General features: G+C 50.6%; 15 protein-coding genes. All 15 read right to left on the bottom strand.

Features of this window, described 5'->3' with window-relative positions; genetic code table 11:
- Positions 1 to 263: 263 nt before the first annotated feature.
- Positions 264 to 2,984, bottom strand: coding sequence for a sigma-54-dependent transcriptional regulator (locus ACKX14_RS14320; protein ID WP_422448820.1), 2,721 nt, complete (start codon positions 2,982 to 2,984; stop codon positions 264 to 266).
- 63 nt (positions 2,985 to 3,047) lie between these two features.
- Positions 3,048 to 3,506, bottom strand: coding sequence for a type II toxin-antitoxin system VapC family toxin (locus tag ACKX14_RS14315; RefSeq protein ID WP_422448818.1), 459 nt, complete (start codon positions 3,504 to 3,506; stop codon positions 3,048 to 3,050).
- Positions 3,497 to 3,736 (bottom strand): AbrB/MazE/SpoVT family DNA-binding domain-containing protein, encoded by a 240-nt coding sequence (locus tag ACKX14_RS14310; RefSeq protein WP_422448816.1) that lies wholly within the window; start codon positions 3,734 to 3,736, stop codon positions 3,497 to 3,499. Before ACKX14_RS14310 ends, ACKX14_RS14315 begins: the two co-directional genes overlap by 10 nt.
- A 393-nt stretch (positions 3,737 to 4,129) precedes the next feature.
- On the bottom strand, positions 4,130 to 4,768 hold the full coding sequence (locus tag ACKX14_RS14305) for an MBL fold metallo-hydrolase (protein WP_422448814.1): 639 nt from the start codon (positions 4,766 to 4,768) through the stop codon (positions 4,130 to 4,132).
- A 154-nt stretch (positions 4,769 to 4,922) separates the two neighbouring features.
- Positions 4,923 to 6,344 (bottom strand): sigma-54 interaction domain-containing protein, encoded by a 1,422-nt coding sequence (locus ACKX14_RS14300; protein ID WP_422448812.1) that lies wholly within the window; start codon positions 6,342 to 6,344, stop codon positions 4,923 to 4,925.
- Between the two features lie 28 nt (positions 6,345 to 6,372).
- Positions 6,373 to 8,079 (bottom strand): arginine--tRNA ligase, encoded by a 1,707-nt coding sequence (gene argS, locus ACKX14_RS14295; protein WP_422448810.1) that lies wholly within the window; start codon positions 8,077 to 8,079, stop codon positions 6,373 to 6,375.
- Positions 8,080 to 8,324: 245 nt separating this feature from the next.
- Complete coding sequence (locus ACKX14_RS14290; RefSeq protein WP_422448808.1) at positions 8,325 to 8,669, bottom strand: hypothetical protein; 345 nt, start codon at positions 8,667 to 8,669, stop codon at positions 8,325 to 8,327.
- Between the two features lie 108 nt (positions 8,670 to 8,777).
- The gene (gene pyrE / locus ACKX14_RS14285; protein WP_422448806.1) at positions 8,778 to 9,347 is read right to left on the bottom strand and encodes an orotate phosphoribosyltransferase; all 570 of its coding nucleotides are present in this window, start codon (positions 9,345 to 9,347) and stop codon (positions 8,778 to 8,780) included.
- 112 nt (positions 9,348 to 9,459) lie between these two features.
- Complete coding sequence (gene pyrF, locus ACKX14_RS14280) at positions 9,460 to 10,179, bottom strand: orotidine-5'-phosphate decarboxylase (RefSeq protein ID WP_422448804.1); 720 nt, start codon at positions 10,177 to 10,179, stop codon at positions 9,460 to 9,462.
- 89 nt (positions 10,180 to 10,268) lie between these two features.
- On the bottom strand, positions 10,269 to 11,240 hold the full coding sequence (locus tag ACKX14_RS14275; RefSeq protein WP_422448822.1) for a dihydroorotate dehydrogenase: 972 nt from the start codon (positions 11,238 to 11,240) through the stop codon (positions 10,269 to 10,271).
- A gap of 97 nt (positions 11,241 to 11,337) precedes the next feature.
- Positions 11,338 to 12,093, bottom strand: a complete 756-nt coding sequence (locus tag ACKX14_RS14270) for a dihydroorotate dehydrogenase electron transfer subunit (protein ID WP_422448802.1) — start codon at positions 12,091 to 12,093, stop codon at positions 11,338 to 11,340.
- Positions 12,094 to 12,309: 216 nt separating this feature from the next.
- On the bottom strand, positions 12,310 to 15,498 hold the full coding sequence (carB, locus tag ACKX14_RS14265; protein WP_422448800.1) for a carbamoyl-phosphate synthase large subunit: 3,189 nt from the start codon (positions 15,496 to 15,498) through the stop codon (positions 12,310 to 12,312).
- 30 nt (positions 15,499 to 15,528) lie between these two features.
- Positions 15,529 to 16,635 carry a glutamine-hydrolyzing carbamoyl-phosphate synthase small subunit gene (carA, locus tag ACKX14_RS14260; protein WP_422448798.1) on the bottom strand — a complete coding sequence of 369 codons (1,107 nt, stop codon included), beginning with the start codon at positions 16,633 to 16,635 and terminating at the stop codon, positions 15,529 to 15,531.
- A 298-nt stretch (positions 16,636 to 16,933) separates the two neighbouring features.
- A complete protein-coding gene (locus ACKX14_RS14255) occupies positions 16,934 to 18,247 on the bottom strand; it encodes a dihydroorotase (protein WP_422448796.1) in 1,314 nt (437 codons plus the stop codon).
- Positions 18,244 to 19,167 carry an aspartate carbamoyltransferase catalytic subunit gene (locus ACKX14_RS14250; RefSeq protein WP_422448794.1) on the bottom strand — a complete coding sequence of 308 codons (924 nt, stop codon included), beginning with the start codon at positions 19,165 to 19,167 and terminating at the stop codon, positions 18,244 to 18,246. The genes ACKX14_RS14255 and ACKX14_RS14250 overlap by 4 nt, the downstream gene beginning before the upstream one ends.
- Between the last annotated feature and the right edge of the window lie 350 nt (positions 19,168 to 19,517).

Below are 19,517 nucleotides of genomic sequence, written 5' to 3'. Positions count from 1 at the left end.
TTTTACAAAAAGTGAGCTAAATATTTTCCATTTTGTTATTTTTAGGTACTTGACTTTTTACCGCAGGACTTATTTTTTATTTGATGAACCATTGTCCACTTTATGTTTATCATAGCAAGGATTGTACCAATACAGAGCAATATAAAAAATAAAAAAAGGAGGGCACTCGCCCACCGATCGCCCCCTTCTTTTATACACATTTATTTTTTTCTTATACAAATACTCCGCTCGGGTTAATAATAACAACGACTTTTTAATACACTTTATTCTATACAAACCTCCTTTAAGATTGTAATAATATTGCATATTTCCTCCTCGGGAAACGCAACATTATAGTATTTCTCAAAGTCGGTCAACTCCGATTTAATAAACTTAAACTCCTCTGTATATTTTTGTTTAATCTCTTCTTTACAAGAATATTTTTGTATTTTTATCTGTTTCTTCAATCTATCGACGGCGCACGCTATATGTAAAATTAATCCAATTTTTTTATCTAAATTTACATTTATTTTTAAGCACACTTCAATCTTATCAAAAAACTCCATACACAGCTTTTGAAAAGTTTCTATGTCGAAGCCCGGCAATTCCGAACTCAACATTCGAAATATATCTTTATAAAGGTCGGTAGTCGATTCAGCTTTAGCTACTATTTCCTTAATTCTATTGAAATTATTGTCGATCAGCAATTCCGAAATTGAAATGAATGGAATCCCGTAAATATTTGGATTTATAGCTCCCACGATGGCCAGTATTTTTTTATCTTTAGATAACCTGTTTACATAACTTCGGATATATTTTGAATCACTGGCAGCTACCGGAATAATCTGGACATGTTCACTGTTTAAACCTATTTTCTCCTCGATTAAATTTTTCAATTTAACCGCGCTGCCTTCTCCCGTAGTGCATACCGTGAGAATAATATTCTCCCTCCTGGGTATAATCGAACGTACGGAACTGGGAACTCTGCTTCTAAAATACACTATCGAATCCTTTACTTCTTCACATACCTCATTAACATCTCTTAACATGGTTGCTTTCCTGGCACATTCAATAACCATTATGGTAGTAACCATATCCAAGACTTTTATTTTTATACCCGTCTCTTCGCTGATGAGTTCGCCGAACATCCCGAGGGAACCCATATCCACCAGAAGTATTACTCCGCCTCCTTGATGTTTTTTGATTATCAGGTCTTTTAACTCTCCATAAGCCACTTTTGGATCTTTATCAAGGCTCATGTCATACGCGTATACGTTACCCGCACCCACCAGCTTATTCGCCACCTCGGCCATTGAAGAGGCGGTGCTGCTTCCGTGCATTGCAACAACTACAATGGGCATATTTTCTTCCACCCCACAATAATCCGAATCGATGCATAAAAACATCGATATAAATCCCACTTCATCCAGAGGTACTTTTATGCCATACTCCTTTTCCAATGTCTCAGCAAAACAAAGGGCCAACGCATATTCTTCGGCATTTTTTTCAATTATCTCCTTTAAATTGTGGTTTGTTATTCTTTTATTCTTCTTTATTCTTTCAATACTGGAGGATATGTGTAAACACAGACCGTAAAATACTTTCGATGAAAATACTCTCCTGAGTTTTTCCGAAGCGGTATTTAAAAAATCTTCGACCAGATTTATTAGTTTTCTGTCAACTATTTTCGCCAGTTCTTCCTTTTTCACTTCACCTGCAAAAGTCCTTATGAATTTTTTAAAATAACTTTCTATTTCAAAAGACATTATAAACTCGATATCCTTTTCATCAATGCCATGCTCCCTCAGCTCCTGCACCCTTTTTTCTATATCTTCATAAAAACTGTCGGGAAGACTGGAATCATCGAATTCGATCTGAAATTTCCCCTCCTTGGGCGAGAAACTTAATTTTATATCTTCTTTTATTATCTCATCTATTATTTGTGAATTATTTTTATATAACACCAATCCTTTCCGAACTTCACTGGAAAAATCTTCTATATCAGCTTCAATTCTTTTTTTGCCTTTCGAAATACATCTAAGAAAAGCATTGGCGCAGCCAAGCTGTATGTCGCTTTTCAGCTGGCCTATATTTCCGGGGCAGTCGTATAACATAAGGCCTCTCAAAGCATTCGCAGTAACAATTATTTCTTTCCCTATTCTCGCCGACTCAACTTTAAAAAACTGGCATATCAGTTCAAACCTCTCGCCAAAAGGCCTTTCCTTCAAAGGCGGTATGGTAATGGTAATGGGAATTCTCCTCGTGAAAGTGGACAGCAAGGCGCCTCCTTCGCTCTCGGTGGTAGCGCCTATAATGAGAATGTCGCTTTTCTTTGCATTACCGTCGCCCAGGGGTGTATATACTCCCTTATCTATCAGCATGAAAAGCATTTCCTGCCCTTCCGGCGGGAGCCTGTGGATCTCGTCCAAAAACAAAATACCTCCATTGGCCCTGTCGACAATTCCCGCTTTGTCTCTGTCTGCTCCCGTGAAAGCACCTTTTTTGTATCCGAAAAGCTGGGCCAGAAGCAGCTGTGGATTATTTGCATAATCGGCACAGTTAAACGCAACGAAGGGAGAATTCAAACTTAATACTCCTTTTTCCACGGCAAATTTATACATAATTTCCGCAAACATGGTTTTCCCCACGCCTGTTGGGCCCAAAAGCAGCACATGAAGTCCTCTCGGAGGATACAGGATAGCAGCCTTTGCCAGCTGGATACATTTTTTTAAACTTCCTTCTTTCCCGATCAACGTGTCAAAACTCAAATTGGTTCTCCTAACGTTCCTGTTATCATCTAAAGGACTTACAGTGTAAAGAACCGGTTTGGTTTTTAGCTTAAAAACTTTTCCTTCTGCATAAAGCTTATTTAATACGGCACTTACATTGCTTCGCTGGAGCGAGAGTGCATCGGCTATCTCCTGGGTGGTACATCCTTTAACAGTTTTTTTATTACTGCACTGTTCAACCAGATATTGTAATACTCTTTCTTTTACTTTTTTCATAAAGCTTCACCCTAACCTTACCATAACACCATTAGTTTTTTAAAACTCGCAAAAATATAACTATTATGCCAAGAAATGCTTTTTAATGTTAAGAAATTTAATCCCGAGACTTTTTTGTTCCCATTGAGTATCGGTGCCTATCAGGCCGCAACCAAAAGCTTTGGCGGAAGCAATTATTAAAGCATCCGGGAGCTTCAGCCCCGTTTTCGCCCTTATTTGGGCGGCCTGTAAGGCAATGTTTTTGTCTATATCAACGATTTTTAAATTGGGAAAATGATTTATGAATTTAGTTATGCTGTCAACCAAAATATTATCATTTAACTTCAATGGCTTTACCAGGAGCTCCGCCACTGAAATAACCGACATATAACCCTGAACATCACCATTTTTGACTAACGAAAAAATCTCTTTTGACATGTCACCAAAAATTTCGTTCCCTTCCAAGAAGTATAAAATTACATTTGTATCCATAAACAGCTTATCGTATTTTTTAATCTCATTAATAAAAGTTTTTATTCCCAAGATTCTCGCTCCTCTCGGACATATTTATCTATTTCTTCAGCCGTTTTGCCATAGATTCCTTTTGCAATACCGTAAAAATATTCCACATAATCATCAGGTTCAGGGGTAATGATAATTTTGCCGTCTTTTATCTCCATGATAAGTGTGCTGCCTTTTTTCAACTTGAGTTTGCGGCAAAATTCCATCGGCACTGTAATTTGATGCTTGCTTGAAAGTTTTACTTTTTGCATATATACTCACCTCTGCAATAATTGCTTTACTTATAATTATAATTCTTTACTTTCTTTTTCAACTATGTCGTGTCATAATCGAGTAGGGCAGCCCGGGCGATCGCTTACCGCTGTCCTTCTCACAGAACCGTCTTACGGGCCTCGTACACGGCTCCCGGTAAACCTCAGTCATCGAGCTTTCCAAGTTTTATCTTGGATGGTACAGGGCCTTCGAGTTAAGTCTGCCTGCCTGAACCTGAACCGTCCGGCTGCCCCTAAAGGGGCAATTTGAACCACATGCATCGCAGGGGGTATTTATATACAAAAATAAAAAGCAGGGGACTTTAAAGCCCTCTGCAGCCCGGGATTTCACCTTCTGATTTCATACCCGGCACAACCGATTTGCCCGGGTGCTCATTCGTAATTTAAAACAATTACCCGCGGCTTTTCCCCCACATTCTCGGGAGTAATCTCGATAGTGGTGGAATCCATCTGTTCGCCGCCGCCGACTTTTTCGAGGAATTTGTCGACAGGGTCTATGGGCATGCTGACCGCCGGGGTTTTAAAGTGCATGGGGATGGTCACCTTCGGCGCAAGCTGCTCCACCACAGCCGCCGCCCCTTCGGCATCCAGGGTGAAGGTCCCTCCCACGGGGATGAGGAGCACATCCACTTTGCCGATTTCCTCCGCCTGGGCTTTTGAAAGCAGGTGGCCCAGATCCCCCACATGGCATACCCGGAGGCCGTCTATTTCGTATATGTAAACTACGTTCGCCCCCCTTTTTGCGCCTTTTACCTCATCGTGGAACGCCGGAATGCCTTTGATTTTTACGCCTCCAGCAGAATGTTCCCCCGGAGATTTTATAACCTCCGGGTCCCCCTGGACGGCTTCCACATAGTTGTGGTCGTAATGGTCGTGGCTTACGGTAACTATATCAGCCTCGATTTTGGGTATCTTATATCCGACGCTGCCGTCAAAGGGGTCGGTTACTATCTTGGTGCCGCCTTGCGATTCCAAAAGAAAACAGGCATGGCCAAACCACCGTATTTTCACTTTTAAAAACCTCCCTTTCTTTCAAAAGGATTTATGTCTCTACTGTTTGTCTATCTAAATTTGCCGAATAAAAATTCTTTCTAAACATATATATATTCTTGGCAAATTGCGAAATTCCTTCTTGACTATTATATTTTATCCAATAGATTTTTAGTTAATTCCTGGACAAATTGGAGCCGGTTGTCTTCATCTTTTTGAGCTTATACTGCAGGGTCTGGCGTGGAATGCCGAGAAGCCGCGCCGCTTTTGATACGTTGCCGCGTGCTTTTTCCATGGCCTTTCGTATCAGGTCCAGCTCGACCCTTTCCAGGGTTTCGTCAAGAGCGAGGCTCCCCTGCCCTGCTACGCAGCCCATTTTGGGTGAAAAATACGACCTTATCTGCAGCGGCAAATGCTCCGGCTTTATTGTATCTCCATCCATTATTATAATAGCACCCTCAATGGCGTTTTCCAGTTCACGCACATTGCCGGGCCACGGGTATTCATAAAAAATCTCCATCACTTCACCGGATATTTTTATCCGGTGTTTTTCCACATCTGAATGCCTTTTGACAAAATGTTCAACCAGAAGAGGTATGTCTTCCTTACGCTCCCTCAAGGGGGGGATCTGCAGGCTTACCACGTTTATCCTGTAAAAGAGATCTTCCCGAAGTTGCCTTTTTTCTACGGCGGCCACGGGATTATCGCTGCACGCGGTGACCACCCGGGCGTCTACGGCCCGCATGCGGGTGTCCCCGACCCGGCGGATGGCGCCTTCCTGCAGGACCCGCAGGAGCTTGGCCTGAAGTTCGGGAGGCATGGAATTTATCTCATCAAGGAATAACGTTCCGCCGTCAGCCAGTTCAAAAAGCCCCGGCCGATCCTCGGCCCCCGTAAATCCTCCTTTTATGGTGCCGAAGAGAATCCCCTCCAGCAGGGTGGCCGGAAGGGCAGCACAGTTCTGCGCGATAAAGGGCGCCTGCCTCCTGGGGCCGGCGTTGTGTATGGCCTGCACAAACAGTTCTTTCCCCGTCCCGGTCTCACCCCAGACCAGCACCGGAGATGAGCTGAGCGCCGCGCGCCGGGCAAGTTTTTTCAGTTCTTTTATACTTCTGCTCTCCCCGATGATATCGTCAAAGGTGTAACGAGCCGTCCCGCCCTTCCTGCTCTCGGGTCTTGGGGCATGGCCGTAAAGAATCGCCTGCAGGTCGGATATCCTTTCGGTCATGTCTTTTACCGCGGTCACATCTTTCGATATTTCCATGGCTCCTATGATTTTGCCGTTCACCTTTATCGGGAGGGTGGTATTTATGGTGGTGATTTTCCTGCCTTTGTAATTGGTGAAGCTCTGTTCCTTATCGTATATGGCTTCCCCCGTTTTTAAAACAGTTAGGAGGGTGCTGTCTTCTTCCGACAGCGAAGGGAAAATCTCCAGAAGATGGCGGCCGATGACCTCCACGGGTGAAAGCCCTTCTATCTTTGACGCGGCATTATTGTAATAAATGGAGATTCCGTTTTCGTCCACTACATGAATACCCTCTTCCACATGGGAAAGAAGGAGTTCCATTTGCGCTTTGATAGCCGCAATTTCTTTCATCTTCCCCCTCCCTTCCTTCTCTGGCGCTTTACATGCGCTCGGGAGCCGAAATACCGAGGACATTAAAGGCGTTTCTCAATACCTGTCTCACGGCCATAGCAAGCATCAGCCTTGCCGCCGTCAAATCCTCATCAGGCGAAAGGACCCGGCAGCTGTTGTAAAAGGAGTGGAACGCCGACGCCAGTTCCAGGGAGTAAACCGTTATGCGGTAAGGCGAAAGGGTGGTGGCGGCAATCCTTATTTCGCCGGGAAAATCCGCCAGCTTTTTGATCAGGTCTATCTCGGCTTTTTCTGTCAGCAGATTTGAATATTTACTAAATTCGCCGGGTGTTAAAGAATTCACATCGGGCAAACGAACGCCCTGTTCCGCCGCCTGCCTTAAAATACTGCATATGCGGGCGTGGGCGTACTGCACATAGTAAACGGGGTTCTCATCGGACTGCTTTATGGCAAGGTCCAGGTCAAAGTCCAGATGGGTGTCGGCACTCCGCATGTTGAAGAAAAATCGCGCCGCATCTTTGCCCACCTCTTCCACGATATCGGCCAGGGTCACAGCCCTGCCGGTGCGCTTTGACATCCTGGCTACTTCTCCGTTCCTGTACAGCCTCACCAGCTGCATGATGATGACGGTGAACCTTTCGGGGTCGTACCCGAGAGCCGCCAGAGCCCCCTTCATCCTGGGCACGTGGCCGTGATGATCGGCCCCCCAGATGTCTATGACCCACTCGAACCCCCTGTCAAACTTATCCTTGTGATAGGCGATATCCGCCGCGAAGTAGGTGGGGATTCCGTTTTGGCGGATAAGCACCTCATCCTTGCCCGCCCCGAACTCCGACGCCTTGAACCACAGCGCCCCGTCTTTTTCGTAGGTGCAGCCCCGTTCGGTAAGGAGCCTTATGACCTCATTGACCTTGCCCGAATCGTGAAGGCTCTTCTCGGAAAACCACACGTCAAAATGGACCCCGAAATTTTCCAGGTCCTCTTTCATGCGCTTTATGTTCCTTTTCAGGGCGTAGTCTATAAAATATGCCCTGCGGCTCGGCGAATCCATATGCAAAAACCGTTCGCCTTCTTCCTCTATGATGTTTCTCATGTGCTCCTTTACATCTTCCCCGTGATACCCCCCTTCCGGTATCTGGCTTTCATATCCAAGCAGTTCCAGGTAGCGGGCTTCCAGCGAGAGTCCGAAATTTTCTATCTGGTTACCCGCATCGTTTATGTAAAATTCCTTAGTGACGTCGTAGCCGGCCATCTTCAGCACCGACGAGAGGGCGTCCCCCAGGGCCGCTCCCCGGGCGTTGCCCATGTGCATGGGGCCGGTGGGGTTGGCGCTGACGAATTCCACCTGAACTTTTTTGCCTTTTCCAATGTTCAGGCGGCCGAAATCTTTGCCTTCTTTCAATATGTCGAAGACGACTCTGTTGGCCCATGTGGGTTTGAGGTAAAAATTTATAAACCCGGGGCCCGCCACTTCTACCTTTTCTATCTCGCCGCCGGGCGCCTCGAGCCTTTTTACGATGATCTCGGCTATTTTCTTCGGAGACATCCGGGCCTGCCTTGCCATCATCATGGCTACATTGGCTGCGAAGTCGCCGTGGCCCGGGTCCTGAGGCACTTCCAGGTAAAAGTCGGGCACCTCTTTCACTTCGATGGCTTTTTCTCCGATGGCTTTTTCCAGGGCTGAAGAAATAAGGCTTTTCAATCTTTCCTGTATTTCAGATTTTATATCCTTCATACAAACCTCCTTGGGTGCCAGGCCCGCAATTAAGCTCTTATTTGATTTTTATACATTTCGTCAAAAATTTTGGTTGAGTTCATCACGTTTTACACCGTCCTGCCTGCCCCCGAAAATGGCAGGGATTTGTTCACAAGTAAATTGTATCATTCAAATAATTTCATTGCAACAAATTATGTGAAAAAAGAGGCATCCAGGCCCAGTCATCTTTCAGCAGTTGACTTTTTTATATCATCCAGCCATTTCTATTTATTCTTAGTGGCCCGCCGCGCCCTCTGGACCAGAGCCTCGGCCCGGATCCGGGCTGTACTGAGCTCGACTTCTTTGGGCTTGCGGCCGAGCTGCTTTTTAAACTCTTCGGTAAAAATCTCTAAGAATTTGTCCATCTTGGCGCTGCCCTTTATCCCCCATTCCTTGTAGTGTTCTTCAATATAGTCCACTATATCCGCCGTAAGGTCCATGATTATCCTGTAGCGGCGGTTTTTCGCGTAGGCGTTTACGCCGTACCCAAGGATTACGGCAATAAGAGGCTCCATGACGGCTTCGTTGGTCAGGACGTTCACTATAAACTTGAGCCAGGCCCAGCTCATAAAAAATCCCCCTCCTCTTTATTTATATTATGCAGAGGAGAGGGAGGGGGGGCCTGCCAGAAAAAAGGCGATAAGACGTTGCGCAAGTTGTTTTCAATCGATATAGGTTTACCTTCTGCTTCCCGGCTTTTCCGCCGGTATGCCTTCAGCGCATAAAGGGCATTGTTCCGGGGGGTATGATTCCACCTCGAGATTTAGAAGGTATCCGGCGGGGACGCCGAAATCCACTTTCCCGCCGCTGCGGTCCACCAGGGCCCCCACCCCAAGCACCCGGGCGCCGCAGGATATTGCCAGCTCGATGACTTCTTTTACGGAGCCGCCGGTGGTGACCACGTCTTCCACGACCAGCACCCTCTCGCCGGGCTTGAGGGAAAATCCCCGCCGGAGGGTCATTTGCCCGTTTTCCCGTTCGGCGAATAGGGCGCGGGCATTAAGCGCCCTTGCCACTTCATATGAAACAATTATGCCGCCCAGGGCCGGGCCGATAACCGTCTCAACACCAAAATCCTTGAAGTTCAGCGCCAGTTCCCGGCAGGCCTTTTCGGCCGCGGCCGGATACTGAAGCAGCCGGGCGCACTGGAGGTATTTGGAGCTATGCCGGCCGGAGGTCAGGATAAAGTGGCCGGTTTGCAGAACTCCGGTGTCGGTGAAAAGTTTCTGAATTTCTTCTCGCGTCATACTGATCACTCCCAGCATAATATTTTTAAATACCTTTATGGAGCGCCAGAATCAACCCTTCGTGCCGGACCAAGGCACCGTCACCGGCTGTGACTCCGGCCGAGACAGCGGCTCAGTCAAAAATCCTTTCCAGGGCGGCAAGGGGGTCCGGGGCGGCGGTGACAGGGCGGCCCATGACGATGTAGTCGGCCCCGGCCTCTATAGCCTCTTTTGGGGTGGTCACCCTCTTCTGATCGCCCGGATCCGCCCAGCGCGGCCGCACCCCCGGTGTCACAAGGAGGAAATCCTTCCCTACAGCGGTCCTGATGGCCGATATTTCTCTGGGCGACGCCACGACGCCGTCCAGGCCCGCGGCCCGGGCCAGCTTCGCCAGCCACACCGCCTGGTCGGAGGAGGATTTATTTATATTTATTTCTTTTAAGTCTTCGTCGTCCAGGCTGGTGAGCACGGTGACGGCCAAAATTTTTGGGGGCTTTGTTTCGCCGGTCACCTTTTTCTTTTCTATAAAAGCCCTCTCGGAAGCCGCGCGGGCCTTTTCCATCATTTCCCTTCCGCCCGACGCATGCACGTTAAACATAAAGGCGCCGGAATCCACCGCCGCCCGTGCCGCCCCGGCCACGGTGTTGGGAATGTCGTGAAATTTCAGGTCAAGAAAGACGCCGCATCCTTCCGCGTTTATCTTTTTTACGACGGCCGGGCCTGCGGAACAAAAAAGTTCCAGCCCGACCTTGAACACGCACACCCGGTTTTTCAAAAGCCTCACAAGGCCCAGGGCCTTATGCTCATCAGGGGTATCGAGGGCGATTATCACTTTCGAAAAATCCTGGGTCATGTAAAATCTCCTCCCCGAAATTTATCCTTATCTTTTAGGTTTTATACCTTACAACCGCATTTCCGTCCGGCTTTTACAGGTGAAAACCCCTATTTGTGGGCCAGGCCGACAATGTCCCGGAGTTTTATTATATTGTCATCGCCTGAAGTTTTTAATGCACTTTCGCAGGCGGAGCAGTCGACCAGGTATTTCTCCAGGCCGTCGATGATTTTTAAAGGCGCTTCAGGGTCTACTAAACCGGCGGTGCCCACGGCCACGGCCGAGGCTCCGGCCAGGATGAACTCCGCCGCATCCCGCCATGTAAAAATACCTCCCATGCCTATGATGGGTATTTTCACCGCTTCATAGACTTCCCACACCATGCGGAGGGCGATGGGCTTTACCGCGGGGCCGGAAAGCCCGGCGAAGGTCCTGTGAAATACGGGTTGCCGTCTATTGATATCTATGGCCATGCCCAGAACGGTGTTTATAAGGGAAATGGCGTCGGCACCGGCCGCTTCCACCGCCGAGGCTATTTTTTTAATGTTCATGACGTTTGGGGAAAGTTTTGCTATTACCGGCAGCCCAGTCGCCTCCTTTACCGCCCTTACTACTTCAAAGGCGCTGTCGGGGTCCTGACCGAAGGCCATGCCGCCTTTTTCCACATTGGGACATGATATGTTTACTTCCAGAGCCGCAAGGCCGTTTAAATCCGACAGCCGCTTTGCAATTTCACGGTATTCGTCCACCGTATCTCCGTCTATGTTAGCGATAACCGGCACCGTGAGTTTTTTAAGACGGGGCCATTCATCGGCGATAAACCTTTCAACGCCGGGGTTCTCCAGACCCACGGAATTGAGGAGGCCCGCGGGGGTCTCGTAAAGCCTGGGCGGAGGATTGCCGGTCCTCGGCAAAAGTGTGATCCCTTTTGTCACCACGGCTCCGAGCCGGTTTATATCGTAAAATTTTGAATATTCCTCTCCGAACCCGAAAGTGCCCGAAGCCACCATCACCGGGTTTTTCATGGCGATCCCGGCTATTTCGACACACATGTCAACCGCGCAATTGCGGCGTGATTCCATTTTACGGCATGGCTCTGAAAGCCTGTCCCGGCTCAAAGCACTTCTCCTTTCCAAATCATTTTGAAGCATCAAGGTTTTCTAGACCGCATTTTCCGTTCTACAAGTGTATTTCTCCGGATTCAAACACCGGTCCGTCCCTGCATACCTTTTTATACCCTTCTCGGGCGGACTTCACCGCACATCCCAGGCAGGCCCCCACTCCGCAGGCCATGCGCTCCTCCAGCGAAAGGTATGCGGGGATTTTCTCCCGGGCCGCAATGTCTTTGACCTTCGCCAGCAGGGGTTTGGGCCCGCAGGCGTATATTATGCCGGATTGAGGATGCGTCCTGCTCTGCCCCGGCATCTCATGGGCTTTTATACAGTTTTCAAACACCTCCGTCGGAACTCCTTTTTGACCGGCAGTGCCGTCGTCGGTGGTTAAGAACACTTTAAACCCGCAGGATCTCAAAAATTCCTCCCCAAAAACTTCTGCGGCGGTGGAAAATCCGATGAAAGCGGCACTGACTCTCCCGGGCCCTGAAAGGGTGCCGGCGATCTTTCGTGCCAGGTACAGCAGCGGAGCAACGCCGACACCTCCGCCAATCAGCACGGGGTTTGCGGCGCCCGGAGGCAGAGGAAACCCCCTGCCCAGCGGACCCAGTATGTCAATGATTTCCCCGGCTTTTTTTTGAGACATCAGACGTGTCCCTTCCCCCACCACGCGGTATATTATCTCCACCGTTCCGTCCTCTTCATTTACCCCGGCGATGCTTACGGGCCTCCGGAGAAGGGGGGACGGCGTGTCGGAGCAACGTATGTGTAGAAACTGGCCCGGTGCAGCCTTTACCGCCACCTCCGGGCAATACATTTTCATATGATAAATGCCAGGGACAATCAATGCATTTTGGAGTATTTTTACCGAGAACAGCAACCCGGACAGAATATCACCCCATTCTTTAAAATTCGACGTTTGATGTTCTAAAAGGCAGCATAGTGTTGGTACTTAAGTGCTCTTAGCAAAGAGCTTGAATTCCCCCGCAACGGGCCTGAGAGCCCCCGGCAGCGGAACAAAAGTGATGAGGGCAGAAAGCTACCACCGGCTCCCAATCGGCATCACCCTCATGCCGGTGGCCTCTATCACTCTGTAAAGGGCCCGGGCGGTGTCCAGAGAAGTAAGGCACGGAATGCCGTCGTCGGCAGCGGCTCGCCGGATTTTAAAGCCGTCCCGCTCAGGAGCCTTCCCTCTGGTGAAGGTGTTTATTACAATATCCACTCTGCCCTCCCGAAACAGGTCCATTATATTTGGCGACCCTTCTCTCACCTTGTTTACCACACGGGCTTTGACCCCCGCCGCTCTGAGAGCCTGAGCGGTGCCCGCCGTGGCATATATGTCGAAGCCCAGATTTTGAAAGTCCCTCAGGAGTTTGACGGCCTCGGGTTTATCCCGGTCGGCCACGGTGGCGAGGATAGCCCCTCCGGTGGGTATTTTTAGGCCAGCGGCGGTAAACGCCTTGTACAGCGCCTTTTCAAAGGTCTTCTCGATACCCAGCACCTCGCCGGTGGACTTCATTTCCGGCCCCAGGGAGGTTTCCACCTGACGGAGTTTTGAGAAGGAAAACACAGGAGCTTTGATCGCCACAAAATCGGGTTCCGGCGCCAGACCCCCTTTGAGCCCCAGGCCTGAAAGGGTGGCGCCCAGAGCTATCTTTGTGGCCACATCAACCATCGGGATACCTGTAATCTTGCTCAAATAAGGCACCGTACGGCTTGAGCGCGGGTTTACTTCAATTATATACACATCGTCCTCCCGGACCACAAACTGAATGTTCACCAGCCCCCTGACGCAGAGTTTCAGGGCGATCCTGGTGGTGTAGTCAACTATTTTTTTTACCGCCGCTTCGCTCAAGGTCCGGGGAGGATATACCGCCATGCTGTCGCCGGAGTGAATCCCGGCCCGTTCGATGTGTTCCATGATGCCGGGTATCAGCACTTCCTTGCCGTCACTTATGGCGTCCACTTCCACCTCGGTACCGCATATATATCTGTCGATAAGCACGGGCTTTTCCGGGGAGGCCTCTACCGCTTCTTGCATATATGCTTTCAATTCTTCCATATTATATACTATTTCCATTGCCCTGCCGCCCAACACATAGGAGGGCCTTACCAGCATGGGAAAGCCGATCTCGACGGCTTTCTCCAGGGCTTCGGCGGCGCTCCTGGCGGCCACTGCTCTGGGCCTCGGTATATCAAGTTCGCTCAAGAGGGCGTCAAATTTTTCCCTATCCTCAGCGATATCTATAGATTTCACGGCGGTCCCCAGTATTTTTATTCCCCGTCTCTCCAGTGCTCCCGCCAGGTTTATGGCCGTCTGCCCGCCGAATTGCACCAGGACACCCAGGGGTTTTTCATTTTCTATTACCGCCATCACATCCTCAATGTAAAGGGGCTCGAAATACAGCCGGTCGGCGGTGTTGAAATCGGTGCTGACCGTCTCGGGGTTGTTGTTTATGATGACCGTCCTGTAACCGGCTTCTCTGGCGGCCCATACTGAATGCACACAGCAGTAGTCAAACTCTATGCCCTGGCCGATTCTTATGGGGCCGGACCCTATTATGGCGACTGTGGGTTTGTCTTCGGGCACGGCCTCGTTTTCTGCTTCGAAAGTGGAGTAAAAATAAGGCGTCTCCGCTTCGAATTCCGCCGCGCACGTATCCACAATCTTATACGTGGGGATGATGGCGAATTTTTCTCTCAGGGCTTTCACATCTTCTTCCGTCCGGCCCGCATATTTTGCTATGACGGCGTCCGGAAAGCCCATCCGCTTGGCCTCTTTTAAAATGTTCTCGCCAAGCTCCTCCTCTTTCAGCCTGTTCTCCATGGCCACGATGTTTTCAATTTTCTTCAGGAAGAACCTGTCGATCCTGGATAAATCGTAAATTTCATCGGAGCTTACACCCCGGCGCATGGCCTCGGCTATGGCGAAAAGCCTCTCGTCCGTGGCTCTGGAAATTTTGTCTTTTATCTCCTGCAGGGATAGGTCGCCCATACCCTTTAAAGACAGGTCTATAACACCCTGTTCCAGGGACCTTACCGCTTTCATCAAGGCCCCCTCCAGGGTCCTGTCTATGGCCATGACCTCTCCAGTGGCCTTCATCTGGGTCCCGAGGGTCCTGTCGGCGTCTGTGAATTTATCGAAAGGCCAGCGGGGCATTTTAACCACCACATAGTCCAGGGCCGGTTCGAAACATGCGGTGGTCTTGCCCGTTACGGGGTTTTTAATTTCGTCAAGCGAAAGGCCCACGGCTATTTTGGCGGCGATTTTGGCTATGGGGTAACCCGTGGCTTTGGAGGCCAGCGCACTGGAGCGGCTCACCCGGGGGTTTACCTCGATGACGTAATACCTGCCGGTCTCAGGGTCCATGGCAAACTGCACGTTGCAGCCGCCTTCAATGCCCAGGGCTCTTATGATTCTCAGCGACGCCGCCCGCAGCATCTGGTATTCCTTATCGGACAGTGTCTGACTTGGCGCCACCACGATACTGTCGCCGGTGTGGATGCCAACCGGGTCCACATTCTCCATGTTGCATACGGTAATACACTGGTCCTTACTGTCGCGCATCACCTCGTACTCTATCTCTTTCATCCCCAAAAGGCTCTTTTCCAGAAGCACCTGGCGTATGCGGCTCTGCTTCAGGCCATGGCCGGTAATCTCCACGAGTTCTTCTTCATTGAAGGCCACACCCCCGCCGGTGCCGCCCAGGGTATACGCAGGCCTTACTATGAGCGGAAAGCCGGCCTCCCGGGCGAAAGCCACGGCTTCCTCAAGGCTGTGGACTATACGGCTCTCCGGCACCGGTTCACCTATTTCCTGCATCAGCTTTTTGAACAATTCCCTGTCTTCGGCCTTTTTGATGGCCGAAAGAGGGGTGCCAAGCAGTTTTACCCCTTCTTTTGCAAGTATTCCATTCTCCGCCAGTTCCACCGCAAGGTTGAGCCCCACCTGGCCGCCCAGGGTGGGCAAAAGGCCGTCGGGCTTTTCGCGGCGCATGACTTCCGCGGTAAATTCTATCGTAAGGGGTTCTACATACACCCTGTCGGCGATATGGGAATCTGTCATAATTGTGGCGGGGTTGCTGTTTATCAGCACCACTTCCAGGCCCTCTTCTTTTAATGAAAGGCAGGCCTGGGTGCCCGCGTAGTCGAACTCCGCCGCCTGCCCTATGATGATGGGCCCGGATCCGATGACCATGACTTTCTTGAGGGTTTTATCTTTGGGCATGACGTACTCCTTTCTACCGGTAATGCGGCTTCACCACGCAGCTTCGCTGTAAGCCATCGTTGCCCCGGAACTGTGGTATTTAATGGCTTCCAGAAAATCGTCGAAGAGGTATGCGGCGTCGGTGGGACCGGGGGAAGCTTCCGGGTGAAACTGCACCGAGAACGCATTCAGGGCCGGCGCCTCTATTCCTTCCACCGTGCCGTCGCCGGCATGGACGAATACGACGTTCACCCTTTTGTCGAGGGAGTTTTCATTGACGGCATAGCCGTGATTCTGCGATGTCATGAAGGCCCTGTCTTTTTTGATGTCTTTTACCGGGTGGTTGCCGCCCCGGTGGCCGAATTTGAGCTTGTAGGTATCGGCCCCGAGGGCCAGGGCCAGCACCTGGTGGCCCAGACATATGCCGAATACGGGGATTTTGCCCAGCAGCTTTTCAACCGTCCTTACGGCGTATACGGCCTTTTTCGGGTCGCCGGGACCGTTGGAAAGCAGGGCTCCGTCGAACCCCCGGGAAAGGATTTTATCCGCCGGGGTATCGGCGGGAAATACGGTCACCCTGCACCCCCGCTTTATCAATGATTTTATTATGTCGCTTTTAACCCCCAGGTCCAGCAGGGCTATTTTCGGACCGATGCCTCCCGAAAGGCTGTATTCTTTTCTGGCCGTCACCTCTTTAACAAGGTCCATGCTTTCAATGTCGGGGGTGGTTTTTAAGAGGGAAAGCAACTCTTTGCCCGAGTATTCGGTGGACAGCGCCCCTTTCATGACCCCGTAACGCCTTATCTTCTTTACGAGGCTTCGGGTGTCCACACCCTCAACGGCCAGCACTTTATTGGACTTGAGGTACTCGTCAAGGGCCATGCGGTCCTCTTTCACCGGCCCGGTGCTTATCTCCCTCACTATGAGGCCTCTTACTTTCACCGAAAGAGACTGGGCAAATTCTCCGGCCGTACCGTAATTGCCTACGATGGGGTAGGTCAAAGTTAAAATCTGACCTGCGTAAGATGGATCGGTAAGCATCTCCTGATAACCGGTCATCCCCGTGTTGAATACCACCTCTCCCCAGGTGGTCCCGGCGGCGCCGAACGCTCTACCTTCATATACAGTACCGTCCTGCAGGGCAATTATCGCTTTCATACAAACGCTCTCCTCTCCCGTATTTCTTTTAAAATGCTTCAATTTGTCGAATGATATATCCATACCGGTCGCCTTCCGGTTTTGAGCTTGTGCGGCAGTCCAGCGGTTTGTATTTTTATGCATCATAAATAGAATGTTGCTTAAATCTTATCCGTATTTATCCTGTATCGTGGGTTGATGCATTTTAAAAGAAATACATAATCTTGTATAATTATACATCATTATACCACCGGCCCCCCATTTGTCAACCGCCGCATGCACCCGGGTGGATTGGATTTACCCTAAATTGTTTTAAATTCTACGAAACCTGCCCGCAAATCAAAGCTTCTCTCAAATTGTCATCCGAAAATACCACCCTGCCCCCCACGATGGTCATCACGGCCTTGCCTTTCAGCTTCCAGCCGTCGAAGGGGGTGTTCCTGCCTTTAGAGAAAAACCTGTTTTTGTCTACTGTCCATTCCTTCGAGGGGTCTATCACCGTGAAATCCGCGGGGCTGCCTATTTTCAGGGTGCCCAGGTCAAGGCCCAGGATGCCGGCGGGGCCGGATGTCATCTTTTCGAGCACGAGGTTCAGGCTCAGCCCGCCGGGGCCCGTAAGGTGTGTCAACACCAAGCCCAGCGCCGTTTCCAGCCCCACCATACCGAAGGCGGCCTTGTCGAACTCCACATCCTTTTCATCCATGGAGTGGGGTGCGTGGTCCGTCGCTATGGCGTCGATGGTCCCGTCCTTTAGGCCTTCCAGCAGGGCCTCCACGTCTTCCTCTGTCCTCAGGGGCGGGTTTACCTTGGCAAAGGTGTTGTAACCCAATACCGCCTCTTCCGTGAGAATCAAGTGGTGGGGGGTAACTTCGCAGGTAACTCTGACCCCCTCGGCTTTGGCCCTCCTGATGATTTCCACCGAACCCTTAGTGCTGACGTGGGCTATGTGAACTCTTGCCCCGGTTTCCTTTGCCAGGATTGTATCCCTCGCCACCATAATTTCTTCCGACGACGCCGGAATCCCCGCAAGGCCCAGCCTGGCCGAAATATGACCTTCGTTCACCTGGCCTCCTTCGAAGAGTGACGGTTCCTCGCAGTGGTCTATGACGACCCTGTCGAACATGGAGGCATAGGCGAGGGCCTTTCTCATCAGGGAACTGTCGGCTACGGGCTTGCCGTCGTCGGAAAAGGCTGCGGCGCCCGCCGCCGCCATGTCGCCCATTTCCGCCAGTTCCCTGCCCTCAAGGCCTTTTGATACGCATCCCACGGGCAAGATCCTGACCAGGTTTACTCCGGCGGCTCTTGATTTTACATATTCCACCATGGCGGCGTTATCCACCGGAGGGTCTGTGTTGGGCATACACGCCACTGTGGTAAATCCGCCGGCGGCGGCGCTCCTGGAGCCGGACTCGATGTCCTCTTTGTATTCACAGCCCGGTTCCCGGAAATGCACGTGCAGGTCTATAAGACCCGGGGTCAAGATCATACCCGTAAGGTCAACAACCCCGGCCCCGCTTATCATTATATTTTTCTCCACCGCCGCGATGCCGCCGTCGACCACAAGAACATCTCTGACGTCGTCCAGACCCCGGGCCGGGTCTATAACCCTGGCCCCCTTGAATATCATTTTCATTGAGCGGCACCTCCTATCAGAAGATACAGCACGGCCATGCGGACGGCCACGCCGCTTTTGACCTGTTCGTTTATAACCGACCGGTCACCGTCCATAACCTCCGAGGAAAGTTCCACACCGCGGTTCACCGGCCCCGGGTGAAGGAGAAGGACATCCGGTTTCGCCAGAGAAAGCCTGATTTTGTCTACGCCGAAGAATTTTGCGTACTCCCTCCGGGAGGGGAACATGCCTTTTTTCTGCCGCTCCAGCTGTATCCTCAGCGCCATCACCACATCGGCTCCCTCCACCGCTTCGTCCACGTTTTTTGCAGGCTTAGCCCCCAGCCTTTCGATTTCTTTAGGCATCAATGTGGCGGGCCCTGCCACGTATACCTCGGAACCCATTCTGGTAAACCCGAAGATGTTGGAGCGGGCCACCCGGCTGTGGAGAATGTCCCCCAGCACAGCCACCTTGAGCCCTGAAAGCCTGCCGATTTTCTCCCTGACGGTGAGCATGTCCAGCAGGGCCTGGGTGGGATGCTCGTGGGTGCCGTCTCCGGCGTTTATCACAGGGACCCCGACGTGGCGGCTTAAAAATTCGGCCGCCCCCGAAGAGCCGTGGCGGATCACCACGGCGTTTATCCCCATCATCTCCAGAGTTTTGGCCGTGTCCTTCAGGCTTTCACCCTTTTGCACGCTGCTGCCCGACGGGGAAAAATTTATGGTGTCGGCGCTCAGATACTTGCCCGCCAGTTCAAAAGACGTGCGGGTTCTGGTGCTGGGTTCGTAAAACAGGTTAACAACAGATTTTCCCCTCAGAGCGGGGGCCTTTTTCACGTCCCGCTCTATTATTTCTTTAAACGATTCCGCGGTGTCCAGAATCAGCTCGATATCCCTCTTTTCGACATTTTCGAGCCCTAAAAGATGCTTCTGGCTGAGCATTTACTGCTCCTCCTTTCCAAAGCTTCCCGACCCCGGGGCCTATACAAAAAACCCCTGCCGCCGGAGGCGGCAGGGGATAATTACAGCCATCAAAAAAGCCTTTCTCCGAGGCGGAGAAAGGCGTGCGGTCACAACCTTGCTGTAGATACACATACTTTGACACCATCACCTTACCGGCCTCACGGGACCAGTTTAAAGGCGCTTCGCGCTTCGTATTCACTTTGTTATAATATATCACATAAGGTTAATATATGTCAACAATAATTGTTATATATTTTGTAGATGAGCCACAGTTTCGTTCACACTACTTTATTAAAGTTAAAAAGACATTGCAAAGGGTGGGTATCCCT

Source organism: Thermorhabdus hydrogeniformans (genome assembly GCF_049310025.1).
In the GTDB taxonomy this organism is placed as follows: Bacteria; Bacillota; Thermosediminibacteria; order Thermosediminibacterales; family Tepidanaerobacteraceae; genus JBJYKD01.
The sequence above is the reverse complement of the archived record's forward strand: the minus strand, read 5'-3'. Positions and strand labels throughout refer to the sequence as shown.